The following is a 17,790-nucleotide window of genomic DNA, read 5'->3' as shown; positions in this document are numbered from 1 at the left end:
AGGCAGAACCGGCCGCTCACGCGTGCGTACGTGCGTACGCGCCGTATGTACTACTTCACCGGCTCCGGCTCCGGTGCGTCCGCCGATTCGGCGGAGTCCGACGGCTCGACCGGGGTCTTCACCGAGTCGAGCAGCAGCTGTGCCACGTCGACGACGGTGAGGGACTCCTTGGCCTTGCCGTCGTTCTTCTTGCCGTTCACGGAGTCCGTGAGCATGACGAGGCAGAAGGGGCAGGCGGTGGAGACGATGTCCGGGTTGAGGGAGAGGGCCTCGTCGACGCGCTCGTTGTTGATGCGCTTGCCGATGCGCTCCTCCATCCACATCCTCGCGCCGCCGGCGCCGCAGCAGAAGCCGCGTTCCTTGTGGCGGTGCATCTCCTGCTGACGCAGGCCGGGGACGGCGGACATGATCTCGCGCGGGGGCGTGTAGACCTTGTTGTGACGGCCCAGGTAGCAGGGGTCGTGGTAGGTGATGAGGCCCTCGACCGGGGTCACCGGGATCAGCTTGCCCTCGTCGATGAGGTGCTGGAGCAGCTGCGTGTGGTGGATGACCTCGAACTCGCCGCCCAGTTGCGGGTACTCGTTCGCGATCGTGTTGAAGCAGTGCGGGCAGGTCGCGACGATCTTCTTCGACGACTTGGGCTTCTTGGTCGACTCGTCCTCGTCGTCCTCGCCGTACGCCATGTTCAGCATGGACACGTTCTCGGCGCCCAGTTGCTGGAAGAGCGGCTCGTTGCCGAGGCGGCGGGCCGAGTCACCGGTGCACTTCTCGTCGCCGCCCATGATCGCGAACTTCACGCCCGCGATGTGGAGCAGCTCCGCGAAGGCCTTGGTGGTCTTCTTGGCGCGGTCTTCGAGCGCGCCCGCGCAGCCGACCCAGTAGAGGTACTCGACCTCGGTGAGGTCGTCGATCGTCTTGCCGACGATCGGCACCTCGAAGTCGACCTCCTTCGTCCACTCGACGCGCGCCTTCTTGGCGAGCCCCCAGGGGTTGCCCTTCTTCTCCAGGTTCTTGAGCATCGTGCCCGCCTCGGACGGGAACGCGGACTCGATCATCACCTGGTAGCGGCGCATGTCGACGATGTGGTCGATGTGCTCGATGTCCACCGGGCACTGCTCGACGCAGGCGCCGCAGGAGGTGCAGGACCACAGGACGTCCGGGTCGATGACGCCGTTCTCTTCGAGCGTGCCGATGAGGGGGCGCTCGGCCTCGGCGAGGGCCGCTGCCGGTACGTCCGCGAGCTGCTCGGGGGTCGCCTTCTCGTTGCCCTCGGCGTCCTTGCCGCCGCCTGCGAGCAGGTACGGCGCCTTGGCGTGCGCGTGGTCGCGCAGGGACATGATCAGGAGCTTGGGGGAGAGCGGCTTGCCCGTGTTCCAGGCCGGGCACTGCGACTGGCAGCGCCCGCACTCGGTGCAGGTGGAGAAGTCGAGGATGCCCTTCCAGCTGAACTGCTCGACCTGGGAGACGCCGAAGACGGCGTCCTCGGCCGGGTCCTCCCAGTCGATCTCCTTGCCGCCGGTCGTCATCGGCAGCAGCGCGCCGAGCGCGACGTCGCCGTCCGCCTTGCGCTTGAAGAAGATGTTCGGGAAGGCCAGGAAGCGGTGCCAGGCGACGCCCATGTCGGTCTTGAGCGCGACCGTGATCATCCAGGTGAAGGACGTGGCGATCTTCAGACCCGCGAAGAAGTACGTGAGGGTCTGCAGCGTGGAGAGGTCCATGCCGCGGAACCAGGCGAGGACCGGGTACGAGATGAAGAAGGACGCCTCGTACGAGTCGACGTGGTGCTGGGCGCCCTCCAGGGCGTGCAGCGTGAAGATGCAGATGCCGACGATCAGGATGACGGACTCGACGAAGTACGCCTGGCCGGTGTTGGAGCCCGCGAAGCGGGACTTGCGGCCCGCCCCGCCCGGCCGGTTCAGCTGCCGGATGACGATCAGGGCCAGGATGCCGAGGACGGTCATCGTGCCCATGAACTCCACGTACATGTTGTACGGGGCCCAGTCGCCGATGATCGGCAGGATCCAGTCGGCCTGGAAGAGCTGGCCGATGGCGTTCACGATCGTCAGGAGCAGCGTGAGGAAGCCCACCGCCACGAACCAGTGCGCGACGCCGACGACGCCCCACTTGTTCATCCGGGTGTGGCCGAGGAACTCCTTGGCCACGGTGACCGCGCGCTGCCACGGGTTGTCGGTACGGGTGCCGGCGGGCACGGGCTGTCCGAGCCGTACGAAGCGATAGATCTGGAAGATCGCACGGCCGAACAGCGCGACGCCGACTGCCATGAGGACCAGCGACACGATGATCGCGGCGAGTTGCATTTGGGGGCTCCTCGGGCCTGCGAGGGTGGGTAACGGGGGTTGCCTGGAGCATCTCCGGGAATCCCGGGGCCTCAGGCCTGGTTGCTGAGCGACACTTGATTACTAAGCGGTAACTTATCCAGTCGAGCTGAGATTACCCACTTATGCCGTCGCACAGTATCCAGGCGGGCGGTGATCTGCGTCGCTCAGGCAACCCTCACCGGTGCTCCGGTGGCGGGAGCGTCAGTGTGCGGCCCGTGCCGTCAGCGCCGCCGGGACGGTCCGCGCCAGGATGCCGAGGTCGACGGCCAGGCAGTGCGTATCGACGTACTCCAGGTCCAGCAGCACCATCTCGTCCCAGGGGAGATCGGACCGGCCGCTGACCTGCCACAGTCCCGTCATGCCCGGCAGGACCGCCAGCCGGCCGCGGGACAGGCCCGGGGAGTGGGGGCCGGGGCCGGAGTCCTTCAGTGGCAGCGGGCGTGGTCCCACCAAGGACATCTCGCCGCGTACGACGTTGATCAGCTGGGGGAGTTCGTCCAGGGACAGGCGGCGCAGCAGCCGGCCGACCGCGGCGGCGCGGGGGTCGATGCGGAACTTCAGCATCAGGAACGGCTCGCCCCGCAGACCCGCCCGGGGCTGTCGGGACAATGCGCCGCCGGGTGAGGTGAGGATCACGGCGGCGCAGGTCGTGGCCAGTACGGGCGCGAGCAGCAGCAGGAGGAGCAGGCTCCCTGCCAGATCGAGTGCGCGTTTCGCGGACAGCGACCGCATCGCCGCATCCTTTCGTGGGATCTTTGTCCGACTTCATGCAAATAGTCGGTTTTATGGCAATGACTCTCGCACGATGAACACCGGTGGACGGCGGCGCCACGCGTGCGCGTCTCTCAGGTCGGCGAAGCTCGGAGAGGTGGTTGTGGCATGCGTGCCGTGGTGACAGGAGGGGCCGGGTTCCGCGGCTCCCGCTGGTGCGGGCAGGGGCGTGGGCGGCTGCTCGGCGCCGGACACGACGGGCCGCACCCGGCCCCGGCGTCGACGCCGGGGGCTTGAGGAGTGGCGCAGATGCCGAAACTGTCCGGCCTGGCCGCGCGCCTCAGGGCCCGGCGCACCCTCCGGCTGGTGTGCGGTGGCCTCGCCCTGCTCGTCGGCCTGGCCGGGGTCGCGGGCTGGCTCGCGTACCGGAAGATCGACAGCAATATCCGTACCGACGAGGCGACCGAGGCCGTACTCGCCGAGCACGGCGCCGACCGCCCGGCCAAGGGTGGGGGCAAGGCTCAGAACATCCTGCTGCTCGGCTCCGACTACCGGAAGGAGGCCGGCAGCGAGCGCTCGGACACGGTGATGCTGCTGCACCTGGCCGCCGACCGGAAGCGCGCCGAGGTGCTCAGCGTGCCGCGCGACCTGCGGGTGGACATGCCGAGGTGCCGGCGGGAGGACGGGAGCTACAGCGTCGAGCAGAACGCCCAGTTCAACTGGGCCTTCCAGTTCGGCGGCGCCGCCTGCACGATTCGTACGCTGGAGAAGCTGACCGGCATCCGGATCGACCACCACCTGATCGTCGACTTCAAGGGCTTCACGAAGATCATCAACGCGGTGGGCGGCGTCGAGGTCGACCTCAAGAAGCCCGAGCACGATCCGAACGTGGGGCTCGACCTCGGCACCGGACGGCACCTGCTGAAGGGGGAGGACGCGCTGAGCTACGTCCGGGCCCGGCAGTACGTCGGGGACGGCAGCGACCTCAACCGGATCGGCCGCCAGCAGGACTTCGCCAACCGCCTCGCGGCCAAGATCCGCAACAACGGCACCCTCGCCAACCCGGCCCGCCTCTACCCGGTGCTGGACGCGGCGACGTCCGCGCTGACCGCGGACTCCGGGCTCGACTCGCTCGACGAGCTGTACGAGGTCGCGGACAGCATCAGTGCGCTGCCGCCCGGCGCGCTCACCTTCACCACGCTGCCGCACCACCAGGCGCCCGACCACTGGTACCGGCTCGACCTCGAACAGCCCGAGGCGCGGCGGGTGTTCGACGCCGTGAAGAAGGACAAGCCGGTGCTGGCCGCGCTGAAGGCGGCGCGGAAGGAACCGGCCGAGGAACCGGCGGAGCCGGAGTTCGAGCCGGTCCACGACGAGTACGAGTGACCGCAGGGCCCTGTGGGCAGGCGTGCTCAAGCCGTTCTGTACGAGAAAGATGCGGAGAAAGATGCAGGTCAGCGCCCTGATGCGGGGTGTATGAGCGAGATAAGGGCTGACAAGTTGAGTCGTGCCGACTCAGGTCTGTTGACTCCTGCGAGTGGGTGATGCATCCTTGAGTCAGATCCACTCAAGTAAGAACTGCAGGAGGAATTGAAATGGCACGTGCGGTCGGCATCGACCTGGGCACGACGAACTCCGTCGTCAGCGTTTTGGAAGGCGGCGAGCCCACCGTCATCACCAACGCCGAAGGCGCCAGGACCACGCCGTCCGTCGTCGCCTTCGCCAAGAACGGCGAGGTGCTCGTCGGCGAGGTCGCCAAGCGCCAGGCGGTCACCAACGTCGACAGGACGATCCGTTCGGTCAAGCGCCACATGGGCACTGACTGGAGCATCGACCTCGACGGCAAGTCCTTCAACCCGCAGCAGATGAGCGCCTTCATCCTGCAGAAGCTGAAGCGCGACGCCGAGTCCTACCTGGGCGAGAAGGTGGCCGACGCGGTCATCACCGTCCCGGCGTACTTCAACGACTCCGAGCGTCAGGCGACGAAGGAGGCCGGTGAGATCGCGGGCCTCAACGTCCTTCGTATTGTCAACGAGCCGACCGCCGCCGCCCTGGCCTACGGCCTCGACAAGGACGACCAGACCATTCTCGTCTTCGACCTCGGTGGCGGCACCTTCGACGTGTCGCTCCTGGACATCGGTGACGGCGTCGTCGAGGTGAAGGCCACCAACGGTGACAACCACCTCGGTGGTGACGACTGGGACCAGCGCGTCGTCGACTACCTGGTGAAGCAGTTCCAGGGCAACCACGGCGTGGACCTGGGCAAGGACAAGATGGCTCTCCAGCGTCTGCGCGAAGCCGCGGAGAAGGCGAAGATCGAGCTGTCGTCCTCCACCGAGACGTCGATCAACCTCCCGTACATCACGGCGTCCGCCGAGGGCCCGCTGCACCTGGACGAGAAGCTCACGCGCGCCCAGTTCCAGCAGCTCACGTCCGACCTGCTGGAGCGGTGCAAGAGCCCCTTCCAGAACGTCATCAAGGACGCGGGCATCGCGCTCTCCGAGATCGACCACGTCGTTCTCGTCGGCGGCTCGACCCGCATGCCGGCCGTGGCCGAGCTCGTCAAGGAGCTCACCGGTGGCCGCGAGGCCAACAAGGGCGTCAACCCGGACGAGGTCGTCGCCATCGGCGCCTCGCTCCAGGCGGGTGTCCTCAAGGGTGAGGTCAAGGACGTCCTGCTCCTCGACGTGACCCCGCTGTCCCTGGGCATCGAGACCAAGGGCGGCATCATGACCAAGCTCATCGAGCGGAACACCACGATTCCGACGAAGCGCTCCGAGATCTTCACGACGGCCGAGGACAACCAGCCGTCCGTGCAGATCCAGGTCTACCAGGGCGAGCGCGAGATCGCGGCGTACAACAAGAAGCTCGGGATGTTCGAGCTGACCGGTCTGCCGCCGGCCCCGCGCGGCGTGCCGCAGATCGAGGTCGCCTTCGACATCGACGCCAACGGCATCATGCACGTCGCCGCCAAGGACCTCGGCACCGGCAAGGAGCAGAAGATGACCGTCACCGGTGGCTCCTCGCTGCCGAAGGACGAGGTCAACCGGATGCGCGAAGAGGCCGAGCAGTACGCGGACGAGGACCACAAGCGCCGCGAGGCCGCCGAGACCCGCAACCAGGCCGAGCAGCTCGTCTACCAGACGGAGAAGTTCCTCAAGGACAACGAGGACAAGGTCCCGGCCGACGTCAAGACCGAGGTCGAGACCGCCGTCGCCGAGCTGAAGGAGAAGCTCAAGGGCGGCGAGAGTGCCGAGGGCGAGAACACGGCCGAGATCCGCACGGCGACGGAGAAGGTCGCCGCGGTCTCGCAGAAGCTGGGCCAGGCCATGTACGCCGACGCGCAGGGCGCCCAGGGTGCCCCGGGCGCCGAGGGTGCGGCCCCGGGCGCCGGTCAGGCGCAGGCCGATGACGACGTCGTCGACGCCGAGATCGTCGACGACGAGAAGGACAAGAAGGGTGGCGCTGCCTGATGAAGGAGGAGACTCCGGGCTTCGAGGAGAAGCCCGACGTCCCCTCCGGCGCGGATGACGCCGAGCCGAAGGCCGCCGAGACCCCTTCCTCCCCCGTGGAGGAGGGCTCGGCGGCCCCGGCCGGGGACGCAGGCGCCGCCAAGGACGTCGCGCTCGTTGCCCAGTTGGACCAGGCCAAGATGGCGCTCACCGAGCGCACGGCCGACCTCCAGCGGCTCCAGGCCGAGTACCAGAACTACCGTCGCCGCGTGGAGCGGGACCGGATCACGGTCAAGGAGATCGCCGCGGCGAACCTCGTGACCGAGCTCCTCCCGACGCTCGACGACATCGGCCGGGCACGGGAGCACGGCGAGCTGGTCGGCGGCTTCAAGTCGGTGGCCGAATCGCTGGAGACCGTGGCCGCGAAGATGGGCCTGATGCAGTTCGGCAAGGAGGGCGAGCCCTTCGACCCGACGATCCACGAGGCCCTGATGCACTCGTACGCACCGGACGTCACCGAGACGACCTGTGTGGCGATCCTGCAGCCGGGCTACCGGATCGGCGAGCGTACGATCCGACCCGCACGGGTCGCGGTGGCCGAGCCCCAGCCGGGCGCGACCGCCGAGAAGAGCGAAGAGAACACCGAGGACGCTGAGGAGAGCGGTGGCCCCGAAAAGGGCTGACGTGTCGAGGAGTCCGAGAGGAGGGACGTCGAGGAATGAGCACTAAGGACTTCGTCGAGAAGGACTACTACAAGGTTCTCGGCGTCCCCAAGGACGCCACCGAGGCCGAGATCAAGAAGGCGTACCGGAAGCTCGCCCGCGAGTTCCACCCGGACGCCAACAAGGGCAACGCCGAGGCCGAGGAGCGCTTCAAGGAGATCTCCGAGGCGAACGACATCCTCGGTGACGCCAAGAAGCGCAAGGAGTACGACGAGGCCCGCGCACTCTTCGGGAACGGCGGCTTCCGCCCCGGTCCCGGTGGAGCGGGCGGCGGTTCGTTCAACTTCGACCTGGGCGACCTCTTCGGCGGCGGCGCAGCCGGCGGTGGCGGACAGCCCGGCGGTTTCGGCGGCGGCATAGGGGACGTCTTCGGCGGCCTCTTCAACCGCGGGGGTACGGGGGCGCGCACGCAGCCCCGTCGCGGCCAGGACATCGAGTCCGAGGTCACCCTCAGCTTCACCGAGGCCGTGGACGGCGCCACCGTCCCGCTCCGGATGTCCTCCCAGGCCCCCTGCAAGGCGTGCTCCGGCACCGGCGACAAGAACGGCACGCCCCGCGTGTGCCCGACCTGCGTCGGCACCGGGCAGGTCTCGCGCGGCGGCGGTGGCGGATTCTCCCTCACCGACCCCTGCGTGGACTGCAAGGGCCGCGGCCTCATCGCCGAGACCCCCTGCGAGATCTGCAAGGGTTCCGGCCGCGCCAAGTCCTCCCGCACGATGCAGGTCCGCATCCCCGCCGGGGTCACGGACGGCCAGCGCATCCGCCTGCGCGGCAAGGGCTCCCCCGGTGAACGGGGCGGCCCGGCAGGCGACCTGTACGTCGTCGTCCACGTCGATTCGCACCCCGTCTTCGGCCGCAAGGGCGACAACCTCACCGTCACCGTGCCCGTCGCCTTCGTGGAGGCGGCGCTCGGCGGCAATGTGGAGGTCCCCACCCTCGGCGGCCCGCCGGTCACCCTGAAGCTGCCCGCGGGCACGCCCAACGGGCGCACCATGCGGGCCCGCGGCAAGGGCGCGGTCCGCAAGGACGGCACCCGCGGCGACCTCCTGGTCACCGTCGAGGTCGCCGTACCGACCGAACTGAACGACAAGGCCAGGGAAGCCCTGGAGAACTACCGTGAGGCCACGGCGGGCGAAGACCCGCGGGCCGCACTCTTCCAGGACGCGAAGGGAGCATAGGAGAGCGATGGACGGCCGACGACGCACCAATCCCTATGAGTTGACCGACGAGTCACCGGTGTACGTCATCTCGGTCGCCGCTCAGCTCTCCGGCCTGCACCCGCAGACCCTGCGCCAGTACGACCGCCTCGGCCTGGTCTCCCCGGACCGCACGGCCGGGCGCGGTCGGCGCTACTCGGCCCGCGACATCGAACTGCTGCGCACCGTCCAGCAGTTGTCGCAGGACGAGGGCATCAACCTGGCCGGCATCAAGCGCATCATCGAGCTGGAGCACCAGGTCGCCGCCCTCCAGTCCCGCGTCGCCGAACTCTCGGCGGCGGTGGACGGCGCGGCTGCCACCCTCCAGCAACGCGAGGCCCAGGTCCACGCCTCGTACCGCCGCGACCTGGTCCCTTACCAGGACGTACAGCAGGCGAGTGCGCTGGTGGTGTGGAGGCCTCGGCGGTCGGGGGAGTCGCAGGGGTAGGCGTACGGACGGGTTTCGACGTGTGGGGCCGGAAAGCACTGCGGTGCTTGCCGGCCCCACACGTCGTTGGCGGGGGTCTCGACCGAGCTGGCGGGGTGCGGTGGTGGCCTCTACTGTGTGGCCTGGCGCGCAAGCGTGTGACTTTCTTGCACAATCGGGAAGGTAACCCCTGAAAGGAGGTGGTCGGAGTGCTACTGAATTTCCGGGTGGCCAATCACCGCTCGCTTCGGGAGGAGCAGACGCTCGGTCTGAGCCCGGTGTACGAGGCGGACCGTCCCGGGGGGACGGAGTGGGACGCGGTCCCGGTGGCGGCGCTGTTCGGCGCGAATGCTTCGGGGAAGTCGAACGTGGTGGATGCGTTGCGGTTCATGGTGCGCATGGTGACTTCCTCGCACCAGGGCGCCGAGCCGGGCGGGGGCATAGAGCGCCACGCGTTCGCACTTGACGTGGAGGCAGTCGACGAACCGTCCTGGTACGTGGTGGACCTGCTACTGGACGGCGTTCGACACACCTACGGGCTGAGCCTGGATTCGGAGCGAGTGCTCGACGAGTGGCTCTACAGCTACCCGAAGGGGCGCAGGGCGAAGGTGTTCCACCGGAGTGGGGACGAATTCACGTACGGAGACGGAGTGGCCCGCCGGGAGCTCGACCTGGTCAGGAACATCACTGCGCCGAACGCACTGTTCATGTCGGTGGCGGCCCGTTCCAACCAGGCGGCGGTGCAGCCGGTGTATGAGTGGTTCCGTGATTTCGTGCTCTTCCGTGTCGGTGATGAAGACAACTTCGTCAGCAGGGTCTTCGGGGGGGTGGCGCTGGAAAGCAGGGCCTTGCTGGAGGACCGGAAGCAGTCCCGAGCAGTGGTGGCCTTGCTCCGCGCGGCTGATTTGGGGATCGAGGACGTGGGCCTGGAACCGGACCGGCAGGTGGACGCCGGTGTACGTGAAAGGGCCTTGGCCAGTTTCCGAAGGGATCTGGGACGCAAGGTCTGGATCGAGCAGCGAGGGCGCCAAGGCCGCGTGCGACTCGGCCTGGAAGACCAGTCCGAAGGCACCCGCGTTCTTCTCAGCTATGCCGGACCAGTCCTCAACTCCCTTGAGAAAGGCGGAATGTTGGTCGTCGACGAGGTCGACGCCAGTCTTCACCCCCGTCTCACCTCCCACCTCATCCGACTCTTCCAGGACCAGGCCACCAACCCCCGGGGTGCCCAGCTCCTGCTGACCACCCACGACGCCAGCCTGCTCGGACGCAGCGGCGGGGACGACGTCCTCAAGCGGGACCAGGTGTGGTTCGTGGAGAAGGACGAGTACGGAGAGACGACGCTCTTTCCGCTCTCGGACTTCAAGCCCCGCCAGGACGAGAACCGGGAACGCCGCTATCTGGGCGGCAGTTACGGCGCCGTGCCGTTCCTCAACGATGAACGGTTCGCGGACGCGGTTGCGGCCAGGGGGGACGACTGCGGTGGCGAGAACTCCGAAGGCTAGCGGGCGGCGGACGCCGACGTTCGAGACGGATCTGTCGCGGCGGGCGGGGCGGCGGGAGCCCCGCAAGCGGCTGCTGGTGGTGTGCGGGGCGCGGGTCACGGAGACCGCGTACTTGAAGGGCTTCAAGGCCATGGCCGCCAATCCGGCGGTCTCACTCCGGCTGGTGGAACGGCCGTGCGCACCGTCTCAACTGGTCACCTACACCGCGGATTTACGGGACCGGGCGCGCGAGGACTTCGACGAGGCGTGGTGCGTCTTCGACATGGACGAGTTCGTGGACGTACCTCAGGCGGTCGCCGACGCGGCGCTGCGGGGCGTCGAAGTGGCGGTCTCCAACCCGTGCTTCGAGCTGTGGCTGCTGCTGCACTTCGCCGACCATGGCGCGTACGCGGGCTCGTACGCCCAGCTTGTGCCCCACCTGTCCCGGCACCTGCCCCGCTACGACAAGACCCGCATCGACTTCCGCCACTTCGCCGACCGCTGGCGCGACGCCGCCCGCCGGGCCCGTGCGCTCGCACCGGCGGGCAAGGAGCACGAAGTGAATCCGGCGAGCGGGGTGTGGCGGCTGCTGGAGGTGATTGCGGTGGGGCGGGGATGACCGGGGCGGCCGTCCAGCAGCGAGGCCAGGTGCGCGCCTCGCACCGCTGCGTCGGGGCGTACCACAGGCGAGTGCACCGGTGGCCCGGCCGCCCCGGCTCCGGATGGATATCGCCCCCCCATTCGCATCCCCTCGCCACCGAGACCGCAGCCCGTGTGTGTCACCCCCGTCGTATCGCTCCGCACGCTCCCCGCCGACGGCCAGATTTTGGACCCGGCCAAGGTGTACGCCTCTTTCGGAACGGTCGACGGCAAGCTGACCCTCTGGGACGCCAGGACTCAGGAGAGCTTCCCCGTCCCGGCGAGCAAGGTAAGGGTCCTGCCCGTCGGCCCGGACGAAGCGGGGGCGACAGTGCCGCTGTCCTGCCCTGGGTGATCCGGCTGGGCCGGGGCTCCGTGCGTGGGTTTCGGTCTGCCGGTCCTACGGCAGCGCCGCGCTGACCGCGTCGACGAGCATCATCCACACGGGCTGTCCGCCGGTGCCGAAGGCGGAGGCGAGGGCGTAGCCGACCGAGGCGTCGGCGGGGCGGACTTCGGCGTCCTCGCGCCATTCGGCGATGACGGTTTCGTCGCCGTCGGAGGAGAAGTCGCCGAGGTAGGTGCCGTCGCGGGTCAGTTTGCTGCTGGGGACGGAGGCGGGCTCCAGACGGTAGTGGACTCCGTCGTGCTCGACGTCGATGCGGTAGGTCTGCCTGCGCAGCTTGCCCTTGGCGGGGGTGACCTTGGCCTCGGTGCCGTCGATGTACATGGTCAGGGCGGCCGGATCGCGGGTGCCGATGGCGATCAGCGGGTCGGTCTCGGAGGCGGGGTCGCGTTCCAGGACGACGGCGGGGATCTGCTCGCCCTCGACGGTCAGCCGGTCCTGGCCGTCCAGCCGGACGGCGATCTCGCCGAACAGGGTGTCCACGGTGGGTCCTGGCGGGGTGCGGGGCTCGTCGGCCCCGGAGGCGGCCCTGGCGCCGGCCTCGTGGTCTGCGGGGGGCTCGACGGTGTCGTTCATGGGGTGGTCCTTCGGCGCGGTCGGGGCGGGGCGGGTGTGCCGGTCGGGGCGGGGCCGGAGGGGCGGGGCGTGAGGCGGGGCGGGAGTGGGGCGGGGCGGCCCCCGCCGCTAGGCGTTGAGGATGTCCGAGCGGGCGATCAGGTAGCCGAGCTGGGCCCGGCTGCCGCTGCCCAGGGCTGCGGCCAGTTTGGCGATGTGGGCGCGGCAGGTGCGGACGTTCATGCCCAGGCGGCGGGCGATGGCTTCGTCGACGTAACCCTCGATGAGGAGTTTGGCGATGGAGCGTTGGACGCCGGAGATGCCGTTGGGAGTGGGGTCGTAGGAGACCGGCTCCAGGAGGGGCACGGCGCGCCGCCAGAACTGTTCGAAGACTTGGGCCAGGTAGGCGACCAGGGCCGGGTGGCGGAGTTCGAGCGCGATCTGGCGGTCCTCGTTGACGGGGATGTACGCGACCGTTCGGTCGAAGAGCATCAGCCGGTCGACGAGCTCTTCCAGGGTGCGGATCTCTACCCGGCCCTGGGCCATCCGCTCCGCGTAGGCCAGGGTGCCCTGACTGTGCCGCACGGTGTGCTGGTAGAGCGTACGCATGGAGACGCCGCGGTCGACGAGCGGTCTGCCGCGCTCCAGGGCCTGTTCGAGGATGTCCTCGCGTCGGCCGCCGCCAGGCTGAATCGTCAGGACCTCCGACTGGCACTCCGCAGCGGCGAGGTCGAGGGCGTCGTTGATGCGCTTGATTCCCTCAAGAACCGTGACGGCATGGCCCGTCGCCGGGGCCTGAGCGCTGATGGCCATGAACGGCTCAAATGCGTCAGCGAGTTGAACGGACAGTAGTCTTCGATCCTGCATCTCGCGTTCTATGGGGTGCAGCAACTGACCGAGTGCGGCCGAAGGCGGAACCGGACGGAGCCAGTTGGCGTCGTCCGGATCAGGATGCAGCAGCGCGTACTCCATCAGGCAGGGCGCGGTCCGCACCTCGATGCGGGCTATTCGCCCGGTGCGCAGGGCAGTGGCGTAAAGGCGTGCCCCGTCCTCGCACAAATTGCTGACGGCGTGACGATGTGTCGTTTTCCCGCCCTCTTCTGGCATATGTCCACCCCCCAGGGTCCTGTACGTACAAGAACATGATGCATCGGCCCGGTGGTGTTGACGTGCCTGGATGAGCCATCGTCTTCACCACGGGGTTGAGGGAAACCACCAAGTGAGGACGAAGCCGACTATGCGTAAGAGAATCCTTCGCTCAGTGCTTGTCACCGCTGCTGCTGCGGGACTCGCGCTCGGAGTGGGAACTGGCTTGAACAGTGCGGTGGCGCCGTCGCCGGACCTCGGCTGGGGTGTGGTGCAGGCAGACAGCGAGCCGGACCTGGGCTGGGGCCTCGTTGCGGGTGAGGAGCCCGGTTGGGGCCTCGCCGAGGACGACCTGGGCTGGGGCTGATCATGCCGTCGGACGACCCGTCCTTCAGACGTGAAATGGCCAGAGTCATCCGCGGCGGATGGCACCTCATCGATCTCGTCTCCGCCATCCCCGAGCGCGGCGACTCATTGATGGTGACCCTCTTCGGCGATCCGATCCTGGTCGTTCGCGAGCAGGACGAGGACGTCCGGGCCTACCGGTGTCTTCGCCGGCCCCGGGGCGCCCCGCAGCCGATCCGGTGCGAGATCCGGTACGGCAACATCTTCGTGAACCTTGAGAAGTCCGACCACCAGCTCTTCGAGGCGGAGAGCGTTCCCCGCTCCGCCTCGCGCATGACCACCCCCCGCAGTGCCTGATGCGATTCCCCCGTCGTAACTGATCGCATCGGCGCTTCCCCCACACAGCGGCGTCCTCGTGAACCTGAACACGAGGGCGCCGCTGTGCTGCGTGGGTGTGGGGGGGCAGTGGGCGCACGCGTTACGCGTTGCCCATGGCGCGGTCGAGGGTGATCTCGATGACGACCCGTTCCGGATTCTCGCGGGGGGTGCGCCCGTAGCGCTCCTCGTAGCGCTTTTCCGCGTACGCGATCTCGGCCGGATCCGTGCGTACGCGCGCGACGCCCTCCAGCGTGGCCCACTTCCCGCGCTCCACCTGGCACACCGCCACCCGCGCCCCCGCCTCGCCCGCCGCCCGCACGTGGGCCGCCTTGCGGCTGCTGCCGGAGCAGATCACCCGGGCGACGCCCTGCTCGGGGTCGTAGGTGACTCCCACCGGCACCACGTGTGGCGAGCCGTCCGCCCTCGGGGTAGTCAGGGTGCAGTAGTGGTGTGCACTCCAGAAGGCGCGGTACTCGGGACTCGGGTTGCTTATGTCGATTGCCATGGCGCGGAGCCTAGCCCGGCCGCGACCGCGTAAAGCTGAGTGGAATAGACTCAACTTTGTGCACGTTGGAAGAGTCATGGAGGAAGGGCCGTAGAGGGCGGCTCGTAGGTTGTCGGCAGTGTTCAGGAGGAGAGAGCAGACGTGGAAGCCGAGCTGACCAACAGGAGCCGGGACGCGATCACCGCGGCCACCCACCGGGCCGTCACCGACGGCCACCCCGATCTGACCCCCGCGCACTTGCTGCTCGCCCTGCTGGAGGGCCAGGACAACGAGAACATCACCGATCTGCTGGCCGCCGTCGAGGCGGACCAGGCAGTGGTGCGTTCCGGGGCCGAGCGGCTGTTGTCGGCGCTGCCCAGCGTGACCGGGTCCACGGTGTCGCCGCCGCAGCCCGACCGCGAGATGCTGGCAGTCGTCGCCGACGCCGCGCAGCGCGCGAAGGAGCTGGGGGACGAGTTCCTGTCCACCGAGCATCTGCTGATCGGGCTGGCCGCCAAGGGCGGTCGGGCCGCCGACGTACTGAAGAACCAGGGCGCGAGCGCGGACAAGCTGCTCGACGCATTCGAGAAGAGCAGGGGAGGGCGCCGGGTGACCACTCCGGACCCGGAGGGCCAGTACAAGGCCCTGGAGAAGTTCGGCACCGACTTCACGGCCGCCGCGCGCGACGGAAAGCTGGACCCGGTCATCGGCCGTGACCAGGAGATCCGGCGGGTGGTGCAGGTGCTGTCGCGCCGTACCAAGAACAACCCGGTGCTGATCGGTGAGCCGGGGGTGGGGAAGACCGCCGTGGTGGAGGGACTCGCCCAGCGCATCGTGAAGGGCGACGTCCCCGAGTCGCTGAAGAACAAGAAGCTGATCTCGCTGGACCTGGGCGCGATGGTCGCCGGGGCCAAGTACCGCGGCGAGTTCGAGGAGCGGCTGAAGACCGTCCTCTCCGAGATCAAGGAGAGCGACGGGCAGATCATCACGTTCATCGACGAGTTGCACACGGTGGTGGGGGCCGGGGCCGGCGGTGATTCCGCCATGGACGCCGGGAACATGCTGAAGCCCATGCTGGCGCGCGGCGAGCTGCGCATGGTCGGTGCGACGACGCTGGACGAGTACCGCGAGCGGATCGAGAAGGACCCGGCGCTGGAGCGCCGCTTCCAGCAGGTGCTGGTCGCCGAGCCGTCCGTCGAGGACACCATCGCGATCCTGCGCGGGCTCAAGGGGCGGTACGAGGCGCACCACAAGGTGGTGATCGCGGACAGCGCGCTGGTCGCCGCGGCCACCCTTTCCGACCGGTACATCACCTCCCGCTTCCTGCCCGACAAGGCGATCGACCTCGTCGACGAGGCGGCGTCCCGGCTGCGGATGGAGATCGATTCGTCCCCGGTCGAGATCGACGAGCTCCAGCGGTCCGTGGACCGGCTGCGGATGGAGGAGCTGGCGCTCAAGAGCGAGACCGACGCCGGTTCCGTACAGCGTCTGGAGAAGCTGCGCCGCGACCTCGCCGACAAGGAGGAGGAACTGCGCGGCCTCAACGCACGTTGGGAGAAGGAGAAGCAGGGTCTCAACCGGGTGGGTGAGCTGAAGGAGAAGCTGGATGAGCTGAGGGGGACTGCGGAGCGGGCTCAGCGGGATGGTGATTTCGACACTGCCTCGAAGCTTCTGTACGGGGAAATCCCGGGCCTGGAGCGGGAGTTGGAGGAGGCCGCCGCCGCAGAGGCGGAGGTCCGTGAGGTCGACACGATGGTGAAGGAGGAGGTCGGTCCGGATGATATTGCGGACGTCGTCGGGTCCTGGACCGGGATTCCGGCGGGGCGGCTCCTTGAGGGCGAGACGCAGAAGCTGCTGCGCATGGAGCAGGAGCTCGGCAGGCGGCTGATCGGGCAGAGCGAGGCCGTGCAGGCGGTGTCGGATGCCGTTCGGCGTACGCGCGCCGGGATCGCCGACCCCGACCGGCCCACCGGCTCCTTCCTCTTCCTCGGGCCGACCGGTGTCGGCAAGACGGAGCTGGCGAAGGCGCTCGCGGACTTCCTCTTCGACGACGAGCGGGCCATGGTCCGCATCGACATGAGTGAGTACGGGGAGAAGCACAGCGTGGCCAGGCTGGTCGGGGCCCCGCCCGGCTACGTCGGGTACGAGGAGGGCGGCCAGCTCACCGAGGCCGTGCGCAGGCGCCCGTACAGCGTCGTGCTCCTCGACGAGGTCGAGAAGGCACACCCGGAGGTCTTCGACGTCCTGCTCCAGGTCCTCGACGACGGACGGCTCACGGACGGCCAGGGGCGGACCGTGGACTTCCGCAACACCATCCTGATCCTCACGTCGAACCTCGGCAGCCAGTATCTGATGGATCCGGCGACGGCGGAGGAAGTGAAGAAGCAGCAGGTGCTGGAGGTCGTGCGGTCCTCCTTCAAGCCGGAGTTCCTGAACCGGCTCGATGATCTGGTGGTCTTCTCCGCCCTCAACAAGGAAGAGCTGGCGCACATCGCCGAGCTCCAGGTCGGCCGACTCGCCAAGCGCCTCGCCGACCGTCAGCTGACCCTGGAGGTCACTCCCGAGGCCCTGGCCTGGCTGGCCGAGGAGGGCAACGACCCGGCGTACGGCGCCCGGCCGCTGCGCCGTCTCATCCAGACGGCGATCGGCGACCGGCTGGCGAAGGAGATCCTCGCCGGAGAGGTCAAGGACGGCGACACGGTGAGGGTGGAGCGGGTCGGGGACGAGCTGCTCGTCGGCCCGGCGACGGGCGGCGGGCCCCGGGTCTCCACGGAGAAGAAGCTGTAAGGCGCGGGTCTCCACCGAGAAGAAGCTGTAAGGCGCGGGTCTCCACGGAGAAGAAGCTGTAAGGGGTGCGAGCGGCCTCAAGGGGTGCGATTTGCGGCGTTCTTTCAGCGCGCAGCGGATCGTGCCCCGGTGGGCTTGCGTTGACCCTCCCGGGATGGGAGAGGATGACCGGAACCGTACGAAGGGAAATCACGGTGTCCATCGACCCCTCCTCGATCCCCAATTTCGGGGGTCAGCCCGAACCGCAGGCCGAAGGTCCGGCGGGCCCCGTCGTCCCCGACCAGGACCTGGTCAAGCAGCTGCTCGACCAGATGGAGCTCAAGTACGTCGTCGACGACGAGGGTGACCTCGCCGCGCCGTGGGAAGAGTTCCGCACGTACTTCATGTTCCGTGGCGAGGACGACCAGCAGGTCTTCTCGGTGCGTACGTTCTACGACCGGCCGCACAGCATCGAGGACAAGCTCCAGCTCCTGGAGCTCCTCGACGACTGGAACCGCCGCACCCTGTGGCCGAAGGTCTACAGCCACACGCACGACGACGGCTCCGTCCGCCTCATCGGTGAGGCGCAGATGCTGATCGGGACGGGTGTCTCGCTGGAGCACTTCGTCTCGTCCACGGTCAGCTGGGTCCGCGCCTCCATCGAGTTCGACAAGTGGGTCGTCGAGCAGCTCGGCCTGGAGAAGGACGTCGACTCCGCCGAGGGCGACGCCGACAAGGGCGAGAACAACGGCGAGAGCAACGGCGGGGCCTGAGGCTCCGGCCGCACGCAGCGCATGACGGAGGCC

General features: G+C 68.5%; 17 protein-coding genes. 12 read left to right on the top strand and 5 right to left on the bottom strand.

All coding sequences use genetic code 11. The features are described from left to right. Window positions 1–50 precede the first annotated feature (50 nt). Together ACWGIG_RS24670 and ACWGIG_RS24665 are read right to left on the bottom strand one after the other, a co-directional pair. A complete protein-coding gene (locus tag ACWGIG_RS24670) occupies window positions 51–2,318 on the bottom strand; it encodes a (Fe-S)-binding protein (protein WP_453323835.1) in 2,268 nt (755 codons plus the stop codon). Window positions 2,319–2,540: 222 nt separating this feature from the next. Next, on the bottom strand, window positions 2,541–3,071 hold the full coding sequence (locus ACWGIG_RS24665; RefSeq protein ID WP_453323834.1) for a sugar transferase: 531 nt from the start codon (window positions 3,069–3,071) through the stop codon (window positions 2,541–2,543). A 288-nt stretch (window positions 3,072–3,359) separates the two neighbouring features. On the opposite strand from ACWGIG_RS24665, the gene ACWGIG_RS24660 reads away from it, so the two are divergent. The 8 genes from ACWGIG_RS24660 to ACWGIG_RS24625 all read left to right on the top strand — a co-directional run bounded on the left by ACWGIG_RS24660 (window position 3,360) and on the right by ACWGIG_RS24625 (window position 11,322). Beyond that, window positions 3,360–4,436 carry an LCP family protein gene (locus tag ACWGIG_RS24660; protein WP_453323833.1) on the top strand — a complete coding sequence of 359 codons (1,077 nt, stop codon included), beginning with the start codon at window positions 3,360–3,362 and terminating at the stop codon, window positions 4,434–4,436. Between the two features lie 209 nt (window positions 4,437–4,645). Next, on the top strand, window positions 4,646–6,523 hold the full coding sequence (gene dnaK, locus ACWGIG_RS24655; protein ID WP_453323832.1) for a molecular chaperone DnaK: 1,878 nt from the start codon (window positions 4,646–4,648) through the stop codon (window positions 6,521–6,523). Next, complete coding sequence (grpE, locus tag ACWGIG_RS24650; protein WP_453323831.1) at window positions 6,523–7,185, top strand: nucleotide exchange factor GrpE; 663 nt, start codon at window positions 6,523–6,525, stop codon at window positions 7,183–7,185. Before dnaK ends, grpE begins: the two co-directional genes overlap by 1 nt. Window positions 7,186–7,220: 35 nt before the next feature. Further along, on the top strand, window positions 7,221–8,402 hold the full coding sequence (gene dnaJ, locus ACWGIG_RS24645; protein WP_453323830.1) for a molecular chaperone DnaJ: 1,182 nt from the start codon (window positions 7,221–7,223) through the stop codon (window positions 8,400–8,402). Between the two features lie 7 nt (window positions 8,403–8,409). After that, entirely contained in the window at window positions 8,410–8,868 is a 459-nt protein-coding gene (locus ACWGIG_RS24640) for a heat shock protein transcriptional repressor HspR (RefSeq protein WP_453323829.1), read from the top strand. Between the two features lie 305 nt (window positions 8,869–9,173). Beyond that, entirely contained in the window at window positions 9,174–10,349 is a 1,176-nt protein-coding gene (locus tag ACWGIG_RS24635; RefSeq protein WP_453323828.1) for an AAA family ATPase, read from the top strand. Further along, window positions 10,327–10,947, top strand: coding sequence for an RloB family protein (locus tag ACWGIG_RS24630; RefSeq protein ID WP_453323827.1), 621 nt, complete (start codon window positions 10,327–10,329; stop codon window positions 10,945–10,947). The genes ACWGIG_RS24635 and ACWGIG_RS24630 overlap by 23 nt, the downstream gene beginning before the upstream one ends. A gap of 153 nt (window positions 10,948–11,100) precedes the next feature. Then, window positions 11,101–11,322 (top strand): hypothetical protein, encoded by a 222-nt coding sequence (locus ACWGIG_RS24625; RefSeq protein WP_453323826.1) that lies wholly within the window; start codon window positions 11,101–11,103, stop codon window positions 11,320–11,322. Window positions 11,323–11,367: 45 nt separating this feature from the next. On the opposite strand, the gene ACWGIG_RS24620 is transcribed toward ACWGIG_RS24625, so the two are convergent. After that, window positions 11,368–11,946, bottom strand: coding sequence for a hypothetical protein (locus ACWGIG_RS24620; protein ID WP_453323825.1), 579 nt, complete (start codon window positions 11,944–11,946; stop codon window positions 11,368–11,370). Window positions 11,947–12,054: 108 nt separating this feature from the next. After that, on the bottom strand, window positions 12,055–13,032 hold the full coding sequence (locus ACWGIG_RS24615; RefSeq protein WP_453323824.1) for a helix-turn-helix transcriptional regulator: 978 nt from the start codon (window positions 13,030–13,032) through the stop codon (window positions 12,055–12,057). Window positions 13,033–13,237: 205 nt separating this feature from the next. On the opposite strand from ACWGIG_RS24615, the gene ACWGIG_RS24610 reads away from it, so the two are divergent. Continuing rightward, window positions 13,238–13,378 (top strand): hypothetical protein, encoded by a 141-nt coding sequence (locus ACWGIG_RS24610; RefSeq protein ID WP_453323823.1) that lies wholly within the window; start codon window positions 13,238–13,240, stop codon window positions 13,376–13,378. Further along, window positions 13,375–13,713, top strand: a complete 339-nt coding sequence (locus ACWGIG_RS24605; protein ID WP_453323836.1) for a (2Fe-2S)-binding protein — start codon at window positions 13,375–13,377, stop codon at window positions 13,711–13,713. Before ACWGIG_RS24610 ends, ACWGIG_RS24605 begins: the two co-directional genes overlap by 4 nt. A 121-nt stretch (window positions 13,714–13,834) precedes the next feature. Here the strand turns inward: ACWGIG_RS24605 and ACWGIG_RS24600 are convergent, their stop codons facing one another. Next, entirely contained in the window at window positions 13,835–14,239 is a 405-nt protein-coding gene (locus tag ACWGIG_RS24600; protein ID WP_453323822.1) for a pyridoxamine 5'-phosphate oxidase family protein, read from the bottom strand. A 141-nt stretch (window positions 14,240–14,380) separates the two neighbouring features. Between ACWGIG_RS24600 and clpB the strand changes: the two genes are divergently transcribed. Both clpB and ACWGIG_RS24590 read left to right on the top strand, forming a co-directional pair. Further along, window positions 14,381–17,005, top strand: a complete 2,625-nt coding sequence (gene clpB, locus ACWGIG_RS24595; RefSeq protein ID WP_453323821.1) for an ATP-dependent chaperone ClpB — start codon at window positions 14,381–14,383, stop codon at window positions 17,003–17,005. 194 nt (window positions 17,006–17,199) lie between these two features. After that, window positions 17,200–17,757, top strand: a complete 558-nt coding sequence (locus tag ACWGIG_RS24590) for a YbjN domain-containing protein (RefSeq protein WP_453323820.1) — start codon at window positions 17,200–17,202, stop codon at window positions 17,755–17,757. Window positions 17,758–17,790: the final 33 nt, after the last annotated feature.

The organism is Streptomyces sp. NPDC054863 (assembly GCF_053610825.1).
This window is presented reverse-complemented; position numbering and strand designations above follow the sequence as displayed.